General features: G+C 41.4%; 18 protein-coding genes. 11 read left to right on the top strand and 7 right to left on the bottom strand.

From position 1 onward, the window contains the following. The first annotated feature begins 166 nt into the window (after window positions 1-166). From H6G96_RS11055 to H6G96_RS11035, 5 genes are all read left to right on the top strand, one after another. Window positions 167-367 (top strand): hypothetical protein, encoded by a 201-nt coding sequence (locus tag H6G96_RS11055; RefSeq protein ID WP_190911584.1) that lies wholly within the window; start codon window positions 167-169, stop codon window positions 365-367. A 112-nt stretch (window positions 368-479) separates the two neighbouring features. Next, window positions 480-1,217: an RNA methyltransferase gene (locus tag H6G96_RS11050; protein WP_190911488.1), complete on the top strand. Its 738-nt coding sequence runs from the start codon at window positions 480-482 to the stop codon at window positions 1,215-1,217. 173 nt (window positions 1,218-1,390) lie between these two features. Beyond that, entirely contained in the window at window positions 1,391-2,956 is a 1,566-nt protein-coding gene (locus H6G96_RS11045) for a serine hydrolase (protein WP_190911487.1), read from the top strand. A gap of 85 nt (window positions 2,957-3,041) precedes the next feature. Continuing rightward, window positions 3,042-3,551 (top strand): MarR family transcriptional regulator, encoded by a 510-nt coding sequence (locus H6G96_RS11040; protein ID WP_190911486.1) that lies wholly within the window; start codon window positions 3,042-3,044, stop codon window positions 3,549-3,551. A gap of 125 nt (window positions 3,552-3,676) precedes the next feature. Then, window positions 3,677-4,210: a hypothetical protein gene (locus tag H6G96_RS11035; RefSeq protein ID WP_190911485.1), complete on the top strand. Its 534-nt coding sequence runs from the start codon at window positions 3,677-3,679 to the stop codon at window positions 4,208-4,210. A gap of 70 nt (window positions 4,211-4,280) precedes the next feature. Here the strand turns inward: H6G96_RS11035 and dprA are convergent, their stop codons facing one another. Further along, window positions 4,281-5,396 carry a DNA-processing protein DprA gene (gene dprA / locus H6G96_RS11030; RefSeq protein WP_190911484.1) on the bottom strand — a complete coding sequence of 372 codons (1,116 nt, stop codon included), beginning with the start codon at window positions 5,394-5,396 and terminating at the stop codon, window positions 4,281-4,283. Window positions 5,397-5,583: 187 nt separating this feature from the next. On the opposite strand from dprA, the gene H6G96_RS11025 reads away from it, so the two are divergent. Next, window positions 5,584-6,720 carry an alpha/beta hydrolase gene (locus H6G96_RS11025; RefSeq protein WP_190911483.1) on the top strand — a complete coding sequence of 379 codons (1,137 nt, stop codon included), beginning with the start codon at window positions 5,584-5,586 and terminating at the stop codon, window positions 6,718-6,720. Between the two features lie 194 nt (window positions 6,721-6,914). On the opposite strand, the gene H6G96_RS11020 is transcribed toward H6G96_RS11025, so the two are convergent. The 3 genes from H6G96_RS11020 to H6G96_RS11010 form a co-directional block, all read right to left on the bottom strand. Continuing rightward, window positions 6,915-7,604, bottom strand: a complete 690-nt coding sequence (locus H6G96_RS11020; protein ID WP_190911482.1) for an ElyC/SanA/YdcF family protein — start codon at window positions 7,602-7,604, stop codon at window positions 6,915-6,917. Continuing rightward, window positions 7,604-8,260, bottom strand: coding sequence for a DUF2301 domain-containing membrane protein (locus H6G96_RS11015; protein ID WP_190911481.1), 657 nt, complete (start codon window positions 8,258-8,260; stop codon window positions 7,604-7,606). The genes H6G96_RS11020 and H6G96_RS11015 overlap by 1 nt, the downstream gene beginning before the upstream one ends. A gap of 122 nt (window positions 8,261-8,382) precedes the next feature. Further along, a complete protein-coding gene (locus tag H6G96_RS11010; RefSeq protein ID WP_190911480.1) occupies window positions 8,383-8,568 on the bottom strand; it encodes a hypothetical protein in 186 nt (61 codons plus the stop codon). A gap of 169 nt (window positions 8,569-8,737) precedes the next feature. Here H6G96_RS11010 and H6G96_RS11005 point away from each other — a divergent pair, with 169 nt between their 5' ends. After that, complete coding sequence (locus H6G96_RS11005) at window positions 8,738-8,938, top strand: hypothetical protein (protein WP_190911479.1); 201 nt, start codon at window positions 8,738-8,740, stop codon at window positions 8,936-8,938. Window positions 8,939-9,027: 89 nt separating this feature from the next. Here the strand turns inward: H6G96_RS11005 and H6G96_RS11000 are convergent, their stop codons facing one another. Further along, a complete protein-coding gene (locus H6G96_RS11000; protein ID WP_190911478.1) occupies window positions 9,028-11,427 on the bottom strand; it encodes a tetratricopeptide repeat protein in 2,400 nt (799 codons plus the stop codon). Window positions 11,428-11,605: 178 nt separating this feature from the next. Between H6G96_RS11000 and H6G96_RS10995 the strand changes: the two genes are divergently transcribed. From H6G96_RS10995 to H6G96_RS10985, 3 genes are all read left to right on the top strand, one after another. Beyond that, window positions 11,606-12,283 (top strand): Uma2 family endonuclease, encoded by a 678-nt coding sequence (locus H6G96_RS10995; RefSeq protein WP_190911477.1) that lies wholly within the window; start codon window positions 11,606-11,608, stop codon window positions 12,281-12,283. A gap of 302 nt (window positions 12,284-12,585) precedes the next feature. After that, window positions 12,586-13,533: a ferritin-like domain-containing protein gene (locus H6G96_RS10990; protein ID WP_190911476.1), complete on the top strand. Its 948-nt coding sequence runs from the start codon at window positions 12,586-12,588 to the stop codon at window positions 13,531-13,533. After that, complete coding sequence (locus tag H6G96_RS10985; protein WP_190911475.1) at window positions 13,523-14,281, top strand: isoprenyl transferase; 759 nt, start codon at window positions 13,523-13,525, stop codon at window positions 14,279-14,281. The genes H6G96_RS10990 and H6G96_RS10985 overlap by 11 nt, the downstream gene beginning before the upstream one ends. A gap of 880 nt (window positions 14,282-15,161) precedes the next feature. Here H6G96_RS10985 and trxA read toward each other — a convergent pair. Next, the gene (trxA, locus tag H6G96_RS10980; protein ID WP_190911474.1) at window positions 15,162-15,479 is read right to left on the bottom strand and encodes a thioredoxin; all 318 of its coding nucleotides are present in this window, start codon (window positions 15,477-15,479) and stop codon (window positions 15,162-15,164) included. Window positions 15,480-16,011: 532 nt separating this feature from the next. Between trxA and fabG the strand changes: the two genes are divergently transcribed. Continuing rightward, complete coding sequence (fabG, locus tag H6G96_RS10975) at window positions 16,012-16,758, top strand: 3-oxoacyl-[acyl-carrier-protein] reductase (protein ID WP_190911473.1); 747 nt, start codon at window positions 16,012-16,014, stop codon at window positions 16,756-16,758. A gap of 109 nt (window positions 16,759-16,867) precedes the next feature. On the opposite strand, the gene H6G96_RS10970 is transcribed toward fabG, so the two are convergent. Continuing rightward, entirely contained in the window at window positions 16,868-17,656 is a 789-nt protein-coding gene (locus tag H6G96_RS10970; RefSeq protein ID WP_190911472.1) for a VCBS repeat-containing protein, read from the bottom strand. Window positions 17,657-17,822 lie beyond the last annotated feature (166 nt).

Raw genomic sequence — 17,822 nt, 5'->3', positions numbered from 1 at the left:
TTATCTCTAGCTATGTTTCGGAAAAGTTAGCCAGCATAAACGAATTTTCAGCGAAAATACTTTTTTCTCAAAGGAATCTTGATTTATGCTGTCCTGTTACTTTATACTTGCTTTTCTATATGATGCGTATGTAATTACACGTAAATAGCAGAATTTTAAATTCTATATGTGGCAAGCCGCTTTGTGTCTACGCTTACCTGAATCGCTTGCTTTAAGCCTCCAACAACCTGCTGTACCAGCAGAAATTTACCGATATATCCTAGATTTTTTGGCCAGCAACCCCACTCCTGAACAAATTGCTGAGTCTAAACCTACTCCCGAAATGCAAGAACGGTTGCTACTCCCTGCTCCCTTTCCTCTTCGTTGACGCAGGCATTCACTTGCACAGCTACAATGATTTCAAGGAAAATTTTTAGCATAACCACAACGCTGAGAATTAGCCTAAAAGTATCTTATGGTGCGATCGCAGGAGGCAAAAAATGAGCTTGGCTGGATTAAGAATTGTGTTGGTAGAACCAGCTGGGCCGATAAATATCGGAGCGATCGCCAGGGTAATGAAAAATTTCGGGCTATATAATTTAGTATTAGTGAACCCTCAATGCGATCCGCTATCGACGGAAGCTTTGATGATGGCTGTTCATGGTCAGGAAATTATAGAATCTGCGGTATTAGTGCCGACCTTACCAGAAGCATTGCATGGATGTGTACGAGCGATCGCTACTACTGGTCGCGTTCGCAGTTTAGAAACACCTTTAGAAAATCCCCGCACTGCATTACCCTGGTTACTGGAGGAACCAGAAAAACCCGCAGCACTTATTTTTGGCAGAGAAGACCGGGGATTAAGCAATGAAGAATTAAATTATGCCCAGAGGTTTGTTGGCATTCCCACAAGTCCAGATTATGTAGCCCTGAATCTAGCTACCGCCGTAGCAATCTGCTGTTATGAATTATCACAATGTGCCCAGCCTGACACTCAGAATATAACCCAAACTGAACTCGCACCCTTAGATGTTGTGGAAGGATACTACCAGCAACTAGAATCACTATTACTGAAAATTGGTTATATATATCCCCATACGGCAGCTAGTCGCATGGGAAAATTTCGCCAACTATATAATCGCGCTCACCTGAAATCTGGGGAAGTAGCCATGCTTAGAGGAATTTTGCAGCAGGTAGAATGGGCCCTTAAAAACCAAAGAGATGGTGAAAACTTGTAATTATTTGTTTAGTATATACGCAAGCATCCCCCAAAATATTTAATATGGCTTAAACTAAACACAAAAATGCTACTTAGTGGCAAAGTGGAATTTGAGTATTAATATTGCTTAAAGATTAAGTTTTGGGTTAGGAGTCTGCAAGAAAACAGTCAAGTGGGTCACAAGGAGTAATTGTGTCAGAGTCAAGTGACGAACTAACAGCTTTCTCGCGGCGACAACCCTTAAATCGCCGCCAACGGCCACAAAAAGTTCAAAAAGTGGTAAAGAAGAAAGTTAAAGTTAATAGCCAGCAGCAAGCTGCCAATGGACGAGAAGAGGCACTAACACGCCCAAAAAATCAAATCAGTCCTCCTCCAATCCCTGGTGCTACACGTAGGTTAAAATCGGGGTTAGTCATGCCAACGGCAGTAAAACCAATGCCTAGTGTAAAGGGAAAAATTCCTCCCTTTCGACCAGGTGCTGTGATGGTGAAAACAGTACGGATGGAAAAGCCAAAAATAGGCAGGCGTTCATCGCGGAAGACGCGGTTAAAGCCAATGGCCAAAACCTTGTTGTATGTTGTGCGGTTGTTGATTGTGGGTGTTGGCATGGGTGCAATTGTTGGCACAGCATTGTCAGTATTAGACCCGGCTAGTCGCATCAGCACAACTTATGCGCCGCCATCTAATAATAGTAATATGGGGCGATCGCAGCCACAACCTACCCAAACTCCCCCAGCCGCAGGTTCGAGTCTATATCTATCTCAGGAAATTACCTCTTTAAAAAATGTCGTGCAAAATTTGGCGACGACCAACCCAAATCTTACACCCGGAGTTTTCTTGGTAGATTTAGATACTGGTAATTATGTAGATGTCAATGGCTCTACCAGTTTTCCAGCAGCTAGCACCATTAAAGTGCCGATTCTAATTGCTTTTTTCCAGGATGTGGACGCGGGGAAAATTCGCCTTGATGAAATGCTGACCATGCAACAAGATATGGTAGCTGGCGGTTCGGGAAATCTGCAATACAAACCCGCCGGAACTCAGTATGCTGCTCTGGAAGTCGTCACTAAAATGATTACAATCAGCGACAACACGGCGACAAATATGCTGATTGCCCGGCTGGGAGGAATGGAGGTGTTAAACCAGCGTTTTCGGGACTGGGGATTGACAACCACAACAATTCGGAATCAACTTCCAGATTTGCAAGGCACAAACACTACTAGTCCCAAAGAATTGGGGAATTTAATGGCGATTGTGAGCCAGGGAAATTTAGTGAGTATGCCATCACGCGATCTCATGCTCGATATATTGCGTCGTACTCAGAGAGACACTCTGCTACCATCCGGTTTGGGAGCAGGAGCAAGAGCATACCACAAAACGGGCGATATTGGCACAATGTTGGCAGATACAGGTTTAATTGCTCTGCCAACTGGTAAGCGCTATGTAGCTGCTGTTATGGTACAACGCCCCAATAACGACCCTCGCGCCGAAAAATTGATCAGTTCAATTTCTCGTGCTGCCTACCAAGAGTTTAGCCAGAATGCTGTCACACCCAATAGTACCACAAGCATTATACCCGCAAACGGTTATCAGCCCCAGGTTGCGAGTCCGGTACCCAATAATACAACAGGCATCTTACCTATGAACGTTTATCAGCCTCCTGTTGTCAGTCCTGTACCCAACAGTATGGGAAGTACAGTACCCACAAACGGTTATCAATCTCCAATTATGAATCCACAGTATTATCCTCCAAGATAATTTAGGATTTTTGAATGTAGAGTTGCTACATCAGGATTTACTAAGGCAGCATATAGTAAGCTAGTCAACTAATGCTTGCAAATCCATGTTTGTTTCTCCTGAAGTCCCACCAAAACACGAGTTAGAGGAACTTGCCACGCAGTTTCCTGAGCTAAATGTTCCCGCAGTGGAGACTTGTTTAGCCTTTTTGAAAACTACAGCCCTTGTTTATGCCGCATTGGATGCCCATTTGGCTCGCCATCAGCTGTCTATGGGTAAATTTACAGTTCTCATGCAATTATTCCGAGCAAATGGTCAGCACTTAACACCTTCAGAATGTGCTGAACGTTCTGGCGTAACTCGTGGAACTATCACTGGACTATTAGACGGTTTGGAACGAGATGGATGGGTGAAGCGACAACCACACCAAGAAGATAGACGCCGTTTAGTCGTGCAAATGACCGAACAAGGGCAACAGAATTTGATCAAGATGCTGCCAGATCATTTTTGTCGAACTACTGGACTGATAGCTCATTTGAGCCTTACTGAGCAGAAGACACTGATACAACTCTTGTCTAAGCTACAGGCAGGAGTACCAGCGATGCGAGATTTTTAACTTAAACAAGTAAATATCTTTGAAGTTAGGAAATTTTATCCTATTATGATAAGGAACCATATTATATGGAAGCTAATTAAATTTAGCTGATCTGCCGTTGTTCGTGCATCAAATTTGGAGACTTTATGCCCAAACTCAACGTTAAACAGAAAAACTGGTTGCTCTCTGCTCATGTCGCTTCTGGTAGCATTTGGTTTGGCTCTGCTCTATGCATGGTTGCCATCGCGTTGAAGAATGCCAATATTACCAATGGCGACGAACTGTATGCGATTAACACAACCTTGAAATTGCTTGATGATTTCGTGGTTATTCCCTCTGCAAATCTCTCTTTGTTAACAGGAGGACTTCTCTGCTGGCTCACCGTTTGGGGATTCTTCAAACACTACTGGGTAATTGTCAAATGGATTGCCACAGTTACTTTGATTGTGGTAGGAACTATATGGCTAGGGCCGTGGGTCAATGCGGTTACAAGTATTTCAGATGTGGCGCGATCGCAAGCATTGAGCAATCCACTATATATGTTTGACTTGAATGGAGTCCTCATAGGTGGTGCAACCCAAACTCTTTGTATACTTGCCATCATCGGCATTTCAGTGATCAAACCTTGGGGTAGAAGAGTAGTAAAATCTCAAGAATCGTCTACCTCTTCAAGCAGCTAGAAAAATCCAAGTGCGATCGCCACCAGCTTTTTGTTTCTAAAAGCTCAACTATAGTGTTATCTCTTAATTCTTAACTTTTTTGATACCGCATTCCTGGTAGTTGCGAAACAAAACCCATAAGTTCCAACTGTAACAACGCACCGGAAACTGCACCAGCAGTCATGCCGGTTTGTTGGACGATCAAATCGAAGGGTAAAACTTCACTTGCGAATGCATCCATTACCGTTTGTAATTCTGACGATAAAGTTGGTATCAACTGTTCTGGGGCTGTGGAAGCCTCGGCTGCATCAATTTGCGGTATTGCTCCTAGCATTGTTAACAGTTCATCTAATTCTTTGAGGATGAAAGAAGCTCCTTGGTTCAATAATTTTAAGCATCCTTGAGATGGGTGATCGTCCACTCTCCCAGGCAATGCATAAACATCTCTACCAAATTCATTTGCGTAGGTAGCAGTAATTAAAGCACCAGATTTTACAGGCGCTTCCATTACCAGGATGGCGCGGCTTAAACCTGCAATAATCCGGTTGCGGCGGGGAAAGTGAGTGCGATCTGGTGGGGTTTTTGTGGGGTACTCACTCACGACTAACCCAGCCGTCAAAATCTGCTTGTACAAATCTCGATTTTTATGGGGATAGATGACATCGACACCAGTTCCTAGAACTGCGATCGTGCGTCCACCTGCTTTCATCGCGGCGCTGTGGCTTTCTGTGTCAATTCCCTCTGCCATCCCAGAAACAACTGTAAAGCCATTTTTAGCCAAAGCTGTACTAATTTGGCGAGTCCAACGGATACCATATTCTGAAGGTTGGCGGGTTCCGACAATTCCAACCATCGGTTTTTGTCCGAGATTTTCTTGGAGTTCAACTTCACCGCGATAGTATAAAATTGGCGGTGGACTCGGAGTTTCCAACAGTAAGCGCGGATAATCTGCATCTGCTGGTGTCCAGAAATGGGAATTTTCCTGTCGGTGCTTGGTGAATAGTTGTTCTGGGTGCAAACGCGATCGCTGTTGTACTACTTTTTCTAGTGTCTGAAAACCAAAACCCTCCACTTCTCCTAACTCTACTTTGGTAGCGTTCCAAGCTGTTGCTAACGTGCCAAAATGCTGTTGCAGTCGCCGCAGCAATACCGGGCCAACCCCAGATATTTGCGCCCAAGCTATCCAATATGCGCCTTCTTCTACCACGGTTTCATCCTCACGCCTACTGGGTTGAGTATTCCCAAATTGGGGTTGGATGTTGAGGGGGATGAGGGAGCAGGGGAGGCAGTGGAAGAATTAATGACAAATGACTAATGACAAATAGACTAACCCCTTGACTTTTGACACTTGACTCTTGACTATTAACTATTAACTATCTTCTTATCTTCATCTGATGAAATATTTCTATCGTTTTTTAGTATGCCTATCTGGGTGCTTAATATTTTTACTGTTGCACAGCGGACTTGGTTTGTTGCCTAGTTTGGCAGCTGAGAAAGTTACTGTCAGATACGGATTGTTTGAGCAATCGATCCCGGTGGCAGATATACGCAACTATGCCGAGACACAAAAGGCTTCTAGCGATTTGCAATCTTTTCTAGATTACCTCAGTGCTGAGGAGAAACAGAAGTTCCAAGATGCTCTTCAGGTAAAAATGTCTCTTGATATTGTGGCTTTAGATAAGCTGGTAAATACAGGAATGGGTAAGCAGATTTTATCTTTTGCTTCCCAAGCGATCGCTCGTCGTGATCAAGCCAGTATACAAGCCCTACGATCTGCCATGATCATAGGAGCAAGATCACCAGAAGGTCTAGGATTAGTCAGCTTTTTAGAAGCCTATCCTAGTAATCAACTAGTTGTTGATGTGTCCAAAATTTCTAAGCTAGTTGGCATGGCAAATTCTTCTTCTAATTCTGCTGATGCACCTCCAAAGGATAATGTAAGTTCTTCACCTTTAGGGAAAATTGCATTACAATATCAAACACTTGCCGCCCAAAATAAACAGTTTTCAGGTTGCTTATTTGGCGATTCTACTTCGGCTGCACTTGGTAATACCCTTGGGAGCGGGACTTTTAATTTTGGCTTAAATGGTCTAAGTACAATCTCATTACTGGAACAACTTAAAAGTTTAATTCCTACCAAGGTGAAATGTGAAAAAGCTATTATTGCCGTAGGTGGAAATGATGCTTTGTATGGAATTAGTGATGAGTTATTTAGCAAAAATTTACAAGAGGCGATCGCACTTGTCCGCACAATGGGAAATCAAGAAATTTTTCTCATTCCGGCTTTTTATTCAACAGTTGCAGCAAGCTCAGATCCAACTGTAGCAGCCCCACTTTCTAGAGTTGAACAAATTAATGCTTTGATTAATCAAGTTGCTGAAACAGAAAAAGTGCCAGTTGCAGCAGCAGGACTAGCGCCATTGTATGAGAATAATGCTCTTAAAGGGAGTTTTACGAGCAATGGAGAGCATCTAAACGCAGAAGGTCTTAAAATTTATCGGCAAGCATTATTACAAATCCTGGGTAAGTAATATGATGTCTGCCTAATTCTTTATATAGCAGTCCTAAATCATTTGTAAAAATAAATTAACCACAGAGGTGCAGAGAGAGAAATTGAGGATTTTTACGACTCATTTAGGATTGCTATAGTAAAAGCACCCCACCAAAGCTATGTTTTATCTTACATAATCCGCAGTTTGTAACTCAAGATTACGAATTCTCATTTTTATGCTTTCCAATTCAGAAACCGTGCATAAATATAAGCGATGCCTTCATCAATAATTGTCCGTACACCTTGGCTATAATTCCACCATTTGTTTGGATCATAATCTTGTGTTTTGGCAGCAATCGCACCAACTTTGATGTTAGGGGTAAGTAGTTTTTTGAACAGTAACCAACTTCTACGGGTGTGAACATCTAAAGAAAAAACATTAACTGATTGTAGATTTAAATTTGAATTGGATAGCCAGCGATTAAATTCGGCAGCAGATGCATAACTACGATCCTTAATTACTACAGGTGTCGGAACAGCTATCACCTTTTCTGATTCTAAACCGAGTTTTTTGAAGGTAGCTGCTGACACTTCTGCAAAGTTTTTGTATTCGCTAAGATAATTACCTTTTTCTATTGAGCCTCCCGTGGTAATTACTAGACGATAAGAACCGTTTTTAAATTCAGTCAAAGCTTGTTTTATGGCATAATCTGGGAGCCATCCTTCAACAACTAATACTTCTGCCGATTTGATAGGGGAAGTCACGGCGAGAAATGAGTGTACATGAGTAATAGTGAAAAAAATTAAATAAGCAATCGAAGCGATTGCAATCGCCCACCCCTGAGCCGTAAGTGTCCACATTTCTTGGCGTTTTATTAGTTTGATTTTTGGAAATTTTTGACACCGACGATTTTTTGTCTGCATTAAACCTTAGCTAAACGTTGTTCTTTCAAGTAAGTAAATACAGACTTATCTCCGATATCGGCAGGAATTGCTTGCACTGTCTTTCGCAGGGCAAACACCAAAAACAAGGTTGCCCAAATCCCTAATAAAACACTTTCCGCTTGAGTTGGTAAAATTCCCACCAAATGTCCTAACAATAGTAGCGGTACTATTAGGGTTAATATTTTGGTTTCCAGGCGATTAAAGCAAAAAGCTTCTTTAAAATAAATACCTGTCAAAGCAACAAAGATAAAACCAACTCCAAATAAGGTAACGGGCTGATTGTAAACAGTGAGAGCTAGAGGTTCACTGCTAGAGATTGCCAGAATCACTGATGCTATACTACCGATTGCCCAAAAAATTTGCAATATTCGGTGCAGTGATGCCATATAAATATGAATGGTAAATAAACTCACACCCAGAGCGAGACTAAAACAAGTATATAGAAGTGTAAGTGTGGTAAAAATAGTCGGGTTATTGTTGAGCAAAACCAATGCACTGCCTATGGCAAAGCTCAGTGCTGCTACCATTAACCCCGCGCGGTAGATAATTACGCCAGTGCGATCGCTCTGAGTAATTGTAAATTCCCCAAATTGACCTTGATAAACTTCTGGTGGAGGTAGGGTTTGCGTAGTCATAGTTAAAAATATAGTTACGAATTACTATTAGAGTACAACAGGAAATTGCTGAAGGGTCATTTTTATTATTATGGGCAATGAGACGAATTTAGTGTCACAATCGCGAAACTCTTAAGCCATTTTTATAGTATTAGTTGACTTGACTGACGCAGCGACTGACGAATTATCTCTACCATTTGACCAGATTTCCTTTGAGAGCGAAAGACATAGTAATTAGTAAAGCACAGCGTTAATCCAGCTACCATCTCAATTAACCAGACTAACAAGGGGCAAAATCTCCTTGTTAAAGGTAGGTAAACTTTTGCCATAGTGTACTAGTAATTAAAAATGATTTGTATAGTCTCTAGTTTAGCTGAGGACTTGATTCTAAAATTAGACTTTAAGTTATACACGTATTTATTGACAAATTTTAACTTTTATGAATTAAAAATTTTGGCAATCAGATAACCCCATAACTAGTTGATATAGGAAGGTGAGATGAGCGATGGCGCTGTTTCTCCCACCGTCGGCGATCGCATTTGTCTCAAGAATTGCAAAACTGTAGACTCTTCCTCAGTTTGTCGTCAGATATTGCTCTTTGTCGAGGATGTGCGATCATCGCTTCACAAAATAACTTCCACTTACGCGAACGCAAATAATTGTATGACGTGTATTATGGATATGCCTTGGTTTAGCTAGAAATGAAGGGAAGGTGACATGAGCAATGATGGACGACAAGCTTTTGGCCGTCTACGCATACTTCAGCACCACAAAGTAGGCATATCTACTCAATAATAGCAGGAATGGTTAACACAGCTTTGAGTCGCGCAGTTGGAAATTTTTTCAACTTGCTTAGGAGCTTTGATTTCAGTAAATAGCTGAATTGCTCGATTAAAATTCATTTGACTTTCATCAGGCTTTGCCATCTTTTGATAAGTTAAACCTAATTGAAAATAAGCTTCAGCTAGATCACACTTAGCACCTATTATATCCAAAAGTTCGATTGCTTCTGTATGATGAGTAAGAGCTAATGCAAAATCTGCTTGTTGTCGATGGATTTCTGCTAAACCATTCAGTGTTTTTGCTTTTACCTGCATATAATGGCTCTCTTCAGCAAAAGTCAAAGCTTGGTGCAGTATTTGATTTGCTCTATAAAAATCTCCTAAATTTACATAGGTTTGACCCAAAATTTGCATGAAATAGACAAATCTTCCAGTCTGTTCTACCAGTTTTTCATTCGTAATATTTTGATAAGCTACATTTGCTAATGCAGATGAGGCATCACGTAAACCTAAATAAGAATATACTAAAGCTAAACACACTGAAGCTTTCTCTGCCCAGCTATGATGCTCGGTATTTTGAGCCAGATAAATTACTTGTTGGAATAACTTTGCGGCTGTCTCTAATTCCCCCAAATCTATTTTGTAAAGACCAATACTTAATAAAGAGTCTACCTCTAGCATTCTCAGATAATAAACTGAATGTTTATTTTCTGGCTGAGGCACAAGTGATTTGAGTGCTTGTGTTGCTAGATTAATAGTCTTTTGTTGACAAGTTATTGCTTGACTAATTTTACCTGTTATCCAATACAGATCACCCAATATATTATAAAGTTCGGTGAGATTTTGGTCATTTTCAAGATTCTTAACAACTTGATTAATTGCAGTAAGTATAGGTTGAATTAAACCCATACGATATAACGTACTACCAAGAGGTAAGAACTGCTGCCATTGATTATTTCTGCTTTTGAGAATGACTTTACCTGCCAACTCAAATTCGTGAATCTCTATGTAGTGATAATATGCTTCCAGAGCTTGCAAAGCATCCTTAAAGGATTCAATTTGTTTAACACTAGCTGTCCAAAATTCTGCGGCTTTGTGGTTGACAATTTCCCATTCATCACTCGGACGTAAACGCGCGATCGCTTCTGCACGAATTACAGGATGCAACCAGTATTCACCCTTATCGCACTCCACCAAAGACCGATTTCTCAACGAGGCGATAATTTGGCGATGTTCAGCAGGTGGGACATCCCAAAGTAAACAAAACAATCCTTGTGATGAAATGCTGGGTATATCTTGGTAACGATAACATCCCAAACGGCAAAGTAGGCGATATGCTTGGGGATCAAGGACTTGTAGACGATTAATTTGACTAACTGCTAAATTTTTTAAGTCGGTTGCTGCTAACGGATCGGCATGATTTTCTTGCCAATAAAGAACCATGTCACCGTCGAAATCCTCCTGAATCGAACCACAGAGAATTCCCATTGCTTTAGCATTACCGCCATAAGTGCGATGCATGATTTGCAAAGTTGGCGAGTCGATAGTTAACCCACGGTTGCTAAAAAACTGTTGCCATGTATTTTGATCTAAACCAGGAAGCCGATAATGATTCACATTTAGCCCAGGTTCACAAAGGCGATCGCGGCTAGTAATCAAAGTAACAGATTGCACCCTGGCATCAGCCAAAACCCGCAATAGTTCTACATAGTTGCGGTGAGAAGCAATCAACCCACCTTGTTGATCCAGTGCAGGTTCGAGATTATCAATTAACACCCCAATCCGCCGATTGTGGAGTTGGCGCTTGAGTCGTCCCAAAGTTACCCCAAATTCTACCCCAGGTTCTTGATCAAAATCTTGTTTGAGCCATTCCTCTACTACTCGTTCGGCAGGGGTGATATTCTGCGTTTCCTTTGCCATCAGTAGTTCTAAAACCAAGTCAAACCCCTGATGAAGATATTGCTGCGCTAGAGTGGTTTTGCCTAAGCCTCCCTCACCTTGGATAACAATGACTTTCGATCCCTGATTTACCAAAGTATTCAGGTGAGCGATCGCTTCTGTTCGTCCAAGAAAATTGGTATCCTCTAATTTTGGGGTGAAGTGTGGCGATCGCGAGTGATCAATCAGACTGGATATCGCAGTAGTTTTTCTCAGAACTCGCTCTAAAGTAGCGCGACAATTACTTTTAGTAATCTTTTCTCGCAATACTTTAGAAAGCAGCTTCCATAACTGAGAACCAGCATCCTTGGCGTGTCCTTCCGTACAACCGTAAGAATGAGCTATATCCAAGTATTTTCTACCCAACCAAACTTGCACAAGAATCACTTTTTGCAAATCGCTCAACCGTTCCCCAGTCTGCGGGGGAATTATGGCATCTAACCATGCTACTGCTGCTTCAGCGTCCATTGTGTAACGACAAGGGTAGTTCAGATTTTAGGGACAACTATAAATTACTTTACAGTTATGCTGCTGAAGTTTTCGGATAAGATTCTGTAAATCCGACTTTTTTCCCGACTTTTCAAAATAAAGCTTTCTCATCTAATAAAATAAAGGTCATTAGGTCATCTCAGCACCATCATTACTTATGGTGAAATCAGACCCCCGTCAATTGCCTAGCAGTGCTGAACTTCCTTGTTCAGACGATACTCCTGTGGATAACGAAGACCAGAACTTTATTCCCAACCTGCTTCTCTTTTTGTTGCAATACATTTGGGCAAACCGTAATGACTGGTTTTTCAGCGTGGATATGGGCGTTTACCATACTACAGGGGTTAGTCCACTTGTGCCGATTGTACCAGACGGATTTTTGAGCTTAGGTGTAGAACGCCGCAAGGCAGATAAATCTCGTAAAAGCTATGTTGTTTGGGAAGAAAATAACATAGTGCCTATCCTGGCTTTAGAAATTGTCTCCTTAACTCCGGGTGGAGAATACGATAAAAAATTAGACACCTATGCCAAGCTAGGGGTACTGTACTACATTATTTATAATCCAGAGTATTGGCAACGCGATCGCCACCAACCTTTTGAAGTTTATCGCTTAGTAGATGGTAGCTATCAATTACAAATTGGTGAACCCTTTTGGATGCCGGAAATTGGTGTGGGAATTGGTAGAGGGCAATACGTATCTGGTAATATCCAGCGTCAGGTTTTGTATTGGTATGACCAACAAGGAAAGCGCTATCAAACTCCAGAAGAACAATTGGAGTTAGCCCAAAAACAACTTGAGCGTTATCGTCAGCAATTTGGCGAATTGACAGAATAAGTAAAGCATTAGTATTAAGGTAAGGACTTCTCAGCTTCTAGCAAAAATAGAATTGTACTAGCCGTCGACATACTGATAAACATCAGGGAAGTCGCCCATAAGTCTTTTTTGGCGTTTTGAGTATATATCGTAGACCTTCATACTTGATAAACCTTTATACAATACATTTATACTACACTAAAGACTTTTCCCCAGACTTTTGCAACCCTATCACATAAAACTGCCGACTTCAGCCGACTGACAAAAGGAAGTGCGATCGCTTAGGCTATTGGGTATAGAGATAAAAAATTAAGTATAAAAATATGCTTAACACCCTCAGCCCACTTACAGAAGACTTAGCAGGTCAAAGCTATCTTAGTCCTCATTACTTGCAAACACAGCGCCGCATTCGTTCACTTATAGATAGATATATTGCAGTCGAAAAACTACATGAACGTCTGCAAGATTTACCGATACAGTTTACCAACCCCCAACCGCGTCCCTGGAAACCCATTGATTGGCAGACGATTAACCGCAATCAAATTATCGGCTTAGACGCAGAGGTATTTTTATCTATATTAATAGGTGCGATGGATACAGAAGCTCCCATTCGCGGCTATACCCAAACCAGTCGGCAGTATTTGGAAAAATTGCATCCTCAAATGGCTCGGTTTGTTGGTGGAACAGTTGGAGAAGATGGCGAACTCCTGGAACTTGGTTTATGGGAAAAGGAAGAACGTCAACATACACCTGCATTAATCAAAATCTACACCCAATTAACAGGCGAGAAAATTACCCCAAAACTTCGTACTGTTAGAAGCTATCTCCCTACAGATGACGCTCACGAAGACTTATATCGCCACGGCTTACACCGCATTGCCACAGAATACGGTGCTACCTGTCTTTATATCTGGTTGATGGCTCACACCACTGGCGCACTCCAGGATGTTTTAGAGGAACTAGCACAGGATGAAGTCAATCACATGACCAAATTCTGGGGTTTTGGGATTTGGACTTTCCCTGATACTGGATTGATGCGAATTGGACGCACGCTGATCAAAACGCGATCACAGAACTATCCACGTAACAACCTGATGCGTACCCTCCGCCGCATGATGGCTACCCTCAACTGGAATGCTTGGTCATTAACCAACAAAACAACTCTCCTCTTCACCTTCATCTACACAATGCATCGTCTGTGGAGTTGGAACAACACCCTCACACCAGAGTATCTGCAAGATTTATTTGGAGTAAAAACGAATGACAAATAACAAATCAAAATTACCCACCGATTTAAACCCCCAAAAAATTCCCCAACATATTGCCGTCATCATGGATGGTAACGGACGATGGGCAACCAATCGAGGATTACCGCGCATTGCTGGACATCGCCAAGGAGCAAAGACACTCAAAGAACTATTACGTTGCTGCAAGGATTGGGGAGTCCAAGCGTTGACAGCCTATGCTTTCTCAACAGAAAATTGGCAGCGTCCCGTTGAAGAAGTGGATTTTCTGATGCATTTGTTTGAGCGATTACTACACCGCGAGTTGGCCCAGATGCATCAAGAAGGAGTACGAATCTCATTTATTGGAGATTTATCGGCTTTACCCAAGTCTCTACAAACGGAAATGGAATGTTCAATGACAGAGACGTTGAACAATCAAGCAATCCACTTTACTGTTGCAGTCAACTATGGTAGCCGTAACGAAATTACCAGAGTTTGCCGTCAAGTCGCTCAACTCGTGCAACAGGGCGAACTAAGTCCCCAAGAAGTGAATGAAAGTCTTGTAGAACAACATCTCTACACAGCAGATACTCCAGAACCCGATTTGCTGATTCGTACTAGTGGTGAGATGCGATTGAGTAATTTTCTTTTATGGCAAATGGCGTATACAGAGATGTATTTCACCGATATTCTTTGGCCAGATTTTAATAGAGAAGCATTTCATCAGGCTTTGTTGAGCTACCAAAGACGCGATCGCCGTTTTGGTCAAGTTAAAGCTTCAGTGTCAGCTTAGTGTACCAAACACCAGACATCGCCTCAAAATTAAACCGGATTTTTGCCATGAAGGATAAAGTAAAAGCACCCACATAACCCGGATGGTATATGAGCGCTAACAAATAAAAACATTATTGAGGATAATCTATCTGCTATGACAGACCGAAGTAACTATAAGAATAGCAGGCGGTGGGTAAATAAACTGCAAGGGTAGTTACAAATGTTTTGTTAAAAATACTACTTACTGTCAGATATTGTTTATTTTGCTAAAATGTGATGTGCAAAACTGATGCGATGTCTAGGTTAGGCTACGCCTAAGCTAAACCTGACACTTGGACTATCTTCAATTACTTCACGATCAAATATTTTGAACATCGTAGAGTAGGTTTCTGTATCTAGCTTCCTACCCTTTTTCTACCAATAGTTCCTGCAATTTTCTGTAATCAACACCAGAAGTATGAGATATAGCAATCCTATCTGAGTTCTAAAAAATACTGCGTAGACATTGCTCTACACATAACCTAATTGTTCCTTTTGCCTGGGTTATCGCTTTGATTTGAAGGTTGGTACTTCTTTATAACCTGCTCAATCTGGTAAGTTACCGCATTTATTCTATGTTGAACTTTATCAAAATCAATATTCACCCAAATATAGGCTTTGTTAAATCTTTTCTGCTTGTTATTCATAAATTTTTTGGCTTGTCAAGATATTTTTTTATATCTATACAATATAGCCATCTCAATTTCTAAACTACATTCTCTAGACATATAAGTAGATATGCTTAATATTTACTTAAGATTTTACACGGTGATTCGTACGGCTACAGCTATGCATCCCCACTAAAAAAGACGCGATATTTCGCGCCTCTGGCGGCTAAAATCCAAATTTTAAGTGTTAGCTTAAACCTTTGTTTGTAGATATTGCACCAACTGCGGTGCTTGCATGACTCCCTCTATCCGATCCACAGGCTGACCCTGCTTAAATAGTACTAAGGTTGGTAGAGCGGAAATTTTATATTGACTGGCTAAATCTGTGTATTTTTCCGTGTCGATTTTGACAATTCGCAGGCGATCCTGAAGTTGGGCATTGACTTGCTCTAAAATTGGCACCATCATTTGACATGGGCCACACCAGTCAGCGTAAAAATCTACTAATACAGGTACATCAGAAGCAGACAGCATCTCTTCAAAGCTGTTAAATTGCTTTTTAGTTGCCATGTGATACAGACCGATTTTCAATTGTTTGTTTCAATAATAATTCTTAGAAAATAAAAGCGGTATAGGTTCATAGGTTTTTGTTGGGAAAGGATTAAATTAATCAATATAGACTGATTCACAAGCCAAAAATCTTAAATAATTATAATAAAAGACATATGTTGTTTATATTTGTGTATATGCATTAGATATGTATTTAAATTTATTTGAGTTAACCAAATAACAACTATACAAGCATTCACGAAAGTGATGTCTACGACGTTTGTGGCTCCAACACTGCTAGTTTATCCAATCAAGCGATGTCTACGACGGGCTATGATCTTTTCTAGGAGACGCTGCGCGTGCTTCTGGGTAAGAGTACGCTATCGGCATTGCAGCTATACATTAAATCAACAATATATATTGCTTCAATTTTTTCATCTCTTAACAGAGAAATAACTATAGACATTTACTTATCCAGACAATATTCATTCAGATGTTCCCTAAATCACCATAAGATAATTAGCGCGGTATTTTTAAGATTGAGGAACATCAAATGACACTATTACAAGATAAAGTCGCAATTGTCACAGGTGCATCACGAGGAATTGGGCGAGCGATCGCAATTGAATTAGCTACACAGGGAGCGATCGCAGTTGTCAATTATGCCAGTTCCAGTGCAGCTGCTGAGTCAGTTGTTACAGAAATTACAAGTGCGGGAGGTCAGGCGATCGCTATCCAAGCAGACGTTTCTAAAAGCGATCAAGTAGACGCACTAGTTAACGCCGTTATGGAAAAGTTCAGCCGTGTGGATATCTTAGTTAACAACGCAGGTATTACCCGCGACACGCTGCTTTTACGTTTGAAGCCAGAAGATTGGCAAGCTGTGATAGACCTTAATTTAACTGGTGTTTTCTTATGTACACGAGCTGTCAGTAAAATCATGCTCAAACAGCGATCGGGGCGAATTATCAACATTACCTCCGTTGCTGGGCAAATGGGCAACCCAGGTCAGTCAAACTACAGCGCCGCCAAAGCAGGTGTAATCGGCTTCACTAAAAGCGTTGCCAAAGAACTTGCCTCTCGTGGAATCACCGTTAACGCCGTCGCTCCTGGTTTCATCACTACCGACATGACCAGCGATCTCAACAACCCCGAAGATATTCTCAAATACATCCCACTCGGCCGTTTCGGTCAGCCAGAAGAAGTCGCTGGGATGGTGCGCTTTCTTGCCGCCGATTCCGCGGCCAACTACATCACTGGACAGGTCTTTAACGTCGATGGCGGTATGGTGATGGCCTAAATACTAATTTTTGTAGGGTGCGTTAGCCTACAGCGTAACGCACCGATTTTATCTGGTGATCGCCGATTTAGGGACTTCCAAGAAATCTTCAGCTAATTATCAAACACCCCTAAAATGCCCTTCTGACAGTTACTTTGTCGTTGTTAACCACAATGGCATCAGCACTGCCATCGCCTGTAACATCAGCAAAGAATGTTCCCCGTCTTCCGAAATAGGGATTCTGTGTGAAGGATTCGTTATCAGTAAAACTAAAACCGTTGGAGCGTCGGACAGTTACTTTGTCATTGTTAACCACAATGGCATCAGCTCTGCCATCGCCTGTAACATCAGCAAAAAATGTTCCCCGGCTTCCGAAATAGGGATTCTGCGTCCAAGATTCGTTATCAGTAAAACTAGAACCGTTGGAGCGTCGGACAGTTACTTTGTCATTGTTAACCACAATGGCATCAGCTCTACCATCGCCTGTAACATCAGCAAAAAATGTTCCCCGGCTTCCGAAATAGGGATTCTGCGTCCAGGACTCGTTATCAGTAAAACTAGAACCGTTGGAGCGTCGGACAGTTACTTTGTCATTGTTAACCACAATGGCATCAGCTCTACCATCGCCTGTAACATCAGCAAAAAATGTTCCCCGGCTTCCGAAATAGGGATTCTGCGTCCAAGATTCGTTATCAGTAAAACTAGAACCATTGGAGCGTCGGACAGTTACTTTGTCATTGTTAACCACAATGGCATCAGCTCTGCCATCGCCTGTCACATCGGCAAAGAATGTTCCCCGGCTTCCAAAATAGGGATTTTGCGTCCAAGATTCGTTAAGATTGAATTGCGCTTGTGCCGGACTTCCAAGTGTTGACAAAAGCACAACAGCAGCAATTAGCTTTACACTTGTTTTTTTCATTGGTTATGTTGAAGTAGATAGAATTTACGCATGAATAAAAGTTAATTCTGAGTGTTCAGTCCAAGCTTTAGCTTCTGATATTTAACACAGATAACTTTTTAAGTAGTATAATTTTTACAATAGTTTCTAAATATTAATTAAGTATTAATATTAATAATTACATCAA

Origin of the sequence: Nostoc sp. FACHB-892 (assembly GCF_014698795.1) — a bacterium.
GTDB lineage: Bacteria > Cyanobacteriota > Cyanobacteriia > Cyanobacteriales > Nostocaceae > Nostoc.
Note: the sequence above shows the minus strand (reverse complement) of the source record. Positions and strands in the feature narration are given on the sequence as shown.